At 44.9% G+C, this 4157-nt stretch carries 3 protein-coding genes, 4 tRNA genes and 1 rRNA gene; 1 reads left to right on the top strand and 7 read right to left on the bottom strand.

Translation table 11 applies throughout. From position 1 onward, the window contains the following. Positions 1-160: 160 nt before the first annotated feature. The 4 genes from SHEWPOL2_RS21595 to SHEWPOL2_RS21580 all read right to left on the bottom strand — a co-directional run bounded on the left by SHEWPOL2_RS21595 (position 161) and on the right by SHEWPOL2_RS21580 (position 522). Positions 161-236: transfer RNA gene (locus SHEWPOL2_RS21595), tRNA-Thr, on the bottom strand. 9 nt (positions 237-245) lie between these two features. Beyond that, positions 246-319, bottom strand: a tRNA-Gly gene (locus SHEWPOL2_RS21590). A 35-nt stretch (positions 320-354) separates the two neighbouring features. After that, a tRNA-Tyr gene (locus SHEWPOL2_RS21585) sits at positions 355-439 on the bottom strand. Positions 440-446: 7 nt separating this feature from the next. Continuing rightward, positions 447-522 (bottom strand) — tRNA-Thr (locus tag SHEWPOL2_RS21580). A gap of 234 nt (positions 523-756) precedes the next feature. Here SHEWPOL2_RS21580 and coaA point away from each other — a divergent pair. Continuing rightward, positions 757-1707 (top strand): type I pantothenate kinase, encoded by a 951-nt coding sequence (coaA, locus tag SHEWPOL2_RS21575; RefSeq protein WP_037417855.1) that lies wholly within the window; start codon positions 757-759, stop codon positions 1705-1707. Positions 1708-1709: 2 nt separating this feature from the next. Here the strand turns inward: coaA and birA are convergent, their stop codons facing one another. The 3 genes from birA to rrf form a co-directional block, all read right to left on the bottom strand. After that, entirely contained in the window at positions 1710-2669 is a 960-nt protein-coding gene (gene birA / locus SHEWPOL2_RS21570; protein ID WP_037431601.1) for a bifunctional biotin--[acetyl-CoA-carboxylase] ligase/biotin operon repressor BirA, read from the bottom strand. After that, positions 2662-3687 carry a UDP-N-acetylmuramate dehydrogenase gene (gene murB / locus SHEWPOL2_RS21565; protein ID WP_037431603.1) on the bottom strand — a complete coding sequence of 342 codons (1026 nt, stop codon included), beginning with the start codon at positions 3685-3687 and terminating at the stop codon, positions 2662-2664. The genes birA and murB overlap by 8 nt, the downstream gene beginning before the upstream one ends. A gap of 289 nt (positions 3688-3976) precedes the next feature. After that, positions 3977-4092 (bottom strand): 5S ribosomal RNA (rrf, locus tag SHEWPOL2_RS21560). Positions 4093-4157 lie beyond the last annotated feature (65 nt).

Here is a 4157-nt window from a genome sequence, read left to right as displayed (position 1 = left end):
ACGTTAACATGGGGCTTAGAACGTTCAAATTTAGCTTTAGCCATGGTATTGCCTCAATCCAAGAGTCTTGGTGATGAAAACATACATATAGAAAAAATCCGATGCATATAAATGACATCGAACCGATTAATTTAGGTATAGGAGCTTAATTCAGAAAGGCTGGTGCTGATAGGCAGATTCGAACTGCCGACCTCACCCTTACCAAGGGTGTGCTCTACCAACTGAGCCATATCAGCAACTAAATTTGGAGCGGGCAGCGGGAATCGAACCCGCGTTATCAGCTTGGAAGGCTGGAGTAATACCATTATACGATGCCCGCGCAACCTAACTAAGGCTACCTAACTACCTAGAAAATGGTGGAGGGAGAAGGATTCGAACCTTCGAAGGCGGAGCCGTCAGATTTACAGTCTGATCCCTTTGGCCACTCGGGAACCCCTCCAGTAAAATGGTGCCGGCACCAAGAGTCGAACTCGGGACCTACTGATTACAAGTCAGTTGCTCTACCAACTGAGCTATGCCGGCAAATCATTTCGGAACGGGATATTAGGTAAATGTGTGCCCAAGTGCAAGCGAAAATCGACGATTTGTTTAAAAAAAGCAATCAAATGATGCTTTTTTACCCTCAAACTGATGTTGGCAAGCATTTATCCAGTAAATAAGGCTAGAAGAGCTAGAAACCGAGCTTCATGAATTGATTTTATATTGTCGATACTTAAGTCATGGTGTACTGTGCGATTCCTAAGCCGAGGAAAGCCAATGACGTCAAAAAATCCAATTCAAAAAGCACTCTATCTTGCCTTTGAGCGCGCACAATGGTCTGTTTTAAGGGACGCAGTGCCAATGACGCTGAGTGAACAAGACTTGGAGAATCTTCGGGGTATCAATGAGAAGGTTTCGCTCTCAGAAGTCACTGATATTTATTTGCCTCTGAGCAGGTTGCTTAACTTAATTGTAAAAGCCAAACAACAACGTGGTTTAGTCCTTGATGAGTTTCTCGGGCAAAAGCCCTCAAGTAGTCCTTATATCATCAGCATTGCCGGTAGTGTTGCCGTGGGTAAAAGTACCACTGCGCGTATTTTACAGGCGTTACTAAGCCAGTGGCCCGAGCATCCTAAAGTCGATTTAGTTACGACCGATGGTTTTCTATATCCTCTGGCAGATTTGAAGCGTAAAGGGCTATTGCAACGCAAAGGCTTTCCTGAAAGTTACGATATGAAGATGTTGGTCGAATTTATTTCGGCGGTAAAATCCGGGCAAGCCCATGTAAATGCGCCTATCTATTCCCACGTGACTTACGATCGTATTCGCGGCCAGCATCAAACCGTTTCGCAGCCCGATATTTTGATCCTCGAAGGACTGAATGTTTTACAAACAGGTTTAGATTCGCCAGTCGATATACGTAGGCCCTTTGTCTCCGACTTTGTCGATTTTTCGATTTATGTCGATGCCGAAGAGCATTTATTGAAGCAATGGTATCAAGAGCGCTTTTTGCAATTTCGCAAAGGGGCATTTAGTGATGAAAAGTCCTATTTCCATCACTATGCTAGCCTGACGGATGATGAAGCCTATACTATAGCGGCGAAAATATGGGACACAATCAACGGTCCCAATTTGCAGCTCAATATTCAGCCCACAAGGGAACGAGCGCATCTGATCCTACAAAAAGGACAGGATCATTTGATGTCACACGTTTTACTGCGTAAATAATCTTATCTTGCTCTTAAACTGATTTCTCCGCCGATATAGGCTTGTATGCCATCGGCGGTTTCTAACAATACTGCACCTTGTTCATCGATCCCGCGACAGATACCGTCAACGTGATTCTCGCCCATCAGTAAACGAACTTCTTTACCATGGAATAGATCCGCCTGTTGCCAGCGCGTTTTAAAGGCTGCCAGCCCTTCACGCTCAAACAACTGTATGTCTCTCTTCAACTGTTTGTGTAGTGCAATCACGAGATCCGTTTTATTTGGCATATCCGTCAAGCTAGACAAGTCGCTCCAAGGCTGGTCAATTCCCTTACCTTGGTCTTCCGACATAGCCATGTTAACACCAATACCAATGATTAATTGACACTCGCTATCCGCCTGCCCGGACATTTCAATTAAAATCCCAGCAAGCTTTTTATAATTAAGATAAATATCGTTTGGCCATTTCACGCCGATATTATCAACACCAAAGGATTTCAGTACCTCAACTAAACTACAAGCCACCACTAGGCTTAAGCCCATTGCCTGCGCCATCCCTTGCGGGAACGACCAAAACTGCGAGAAATACAAATGATGTCCATAGGGAGACACCCAAGTTCGTCCTCTACGTCCTCGTCCCGCTGACTGGTACTCAGCCACACATACATCGCCACTCTTAAGCTCACTGGTATGGCTTAACATAAAGCCGTTAGTGCTCGGGATTTCATCAAAGTAAAAGCATCGATTATCGATCGACTGAATTAAACGAGCCGAGTCGATAAGGGAGATGGGATTAGCTAACTTATAACCGCGGCCTTTGACACTGTAGATCGCCACACCATAGTCTTCCAAAGCATCGACATGCTTGCTCACCGCCGCACGAGAAATACCCAGTTGTGTCGCCAACTCTTCACCCGAGACAAAATGTTCGTTCGACAGTAATCCCAGTATTTCGCGTTTTCTCACCCAGTTATCAGACATCGAGACTCGTCTCCCCTGTTAATCCCATAATTCTTGGCTCGGCTTCTAGCTTAACGCCAAAAACCTCATTCACTCGCGCAATCACATGCAATGCTAATCGACAAATATCTTGGCCAGTTGCATGGCCTAAATTGACTAATACTAAGGCTTGCTTCGCATGCACTCCCGCGTTTCCTAGGGCAAAGCCCTTAAGACCCGCATGTTCAATCAGCCAACCAGCAGCAAGTTTAACCTCACCATTGGGTTGAGCATAACCAACAATGCTTGGAAAGCGTTGAGCTAGTTCAATATAAACTGATGCGCTAACGATTGGATTCTTAAAAAAACTCCCAGCGTTACCTAGCACCCCAGGATTCGGCAGCTTCTCACTCCTCACCTCACAGACACGGTCAAAAATCTCCCTTGGGGTTACCGTCTCAGCGTTAAATGATTGCAACGGGCCATAGGCCAATTTTGGTTGCCAAGCTTTAGGGAGGCGCAAACCAATAGCGGTAATCACAGCTTTGTCGCGTAAGCTGCCTTTAAATATCGACTCCCGATAGGCAAACTCACATTCATCGACCGTAAGCCTTAGTAAGTCGCCAGACTCGACATCAAGATATTCAACCCAATCACAAACATCACAAAACTCAACACCATAAGCACCGATATTTTGAATCGGAGCTGCGCCAACTGTGCCTGGGATCAGGGCTAAATTCTCAAGTCCAGGCATGTTCTGATCTAAGCTAAATAGGACCAATTCATGCCAGTTTTCACCCGCCTCAACATCAAGGTAAAAGTGAGTGTCATCTTCGGAGCAGGAAATGCCTTTAGACAATACTCGCACTACAGTGCCATTAAAATCATCGGTAAATACGATATTGCTGCCACCACCAAGCACAAGCATTGGTCGCTTTGATTGATATAAAGATAAGCAAGTCGTTTGCAGTTCCATCTTGGAATGGACTTCAATCAATGATGAACAGGATTGCTCTACGCCAAAAGTATTAAACGGTTTTAGCGAGTATGGAAAAGACATGATGATGTTCTGCCGCGATAAAAGCGACATTGTAAACGCTTCACCCTAGAATTGCAGCAAACTGAGATTGATCGATAAAACAGATACGTCATGACTCAAGCTTTTGAGCTTTTGAGCTTTTGAGCTTTTGAGCTTTTGAGCTTTTGAGCTGTTGAGCTGTTGAGCTGTTGAGCTGTTGAGCTGTTGAGCAAGAGTTAAAGATGAGCAAAAACAAGTTGAGGAAGCTGTGAATAAAACATCAAAAACAAAAAAGCCAGCTTATTCAGCTGGCTTTATTGTTTAATTAGGCGCTTGGCGATGACCTACTCTCACATGGGGAGACCCCACACTACCATCGGCGCGATTGCGTTTCACTTCTGAGTTCGGGATGGGATCAGGTGGGACCACAATGCTATTGTCACCAAGCAAATTTGGTATCTACTCCCCATCTTATGTGGGCAGTAAATGAATTCGGAAAGCTGTATTGAGTA

Origin of the sequence: Shewanella sp. POL2 (genome assembly GCF_000282755.1) — a bacterium.
In the GTDB taxonomy this organism is placed as follows: Bacteria; Pseudomonadota; Gammaproteobacteria; order Enterobacterales; family Shewanellaceae; genus Shewanella; species Shewanella xiamenensis.
The sequence above is the reverse complement of the archived record's forward strand: the minus strand, read 5'-3'. Positions and strand labels throughout refer to the sequence as shown.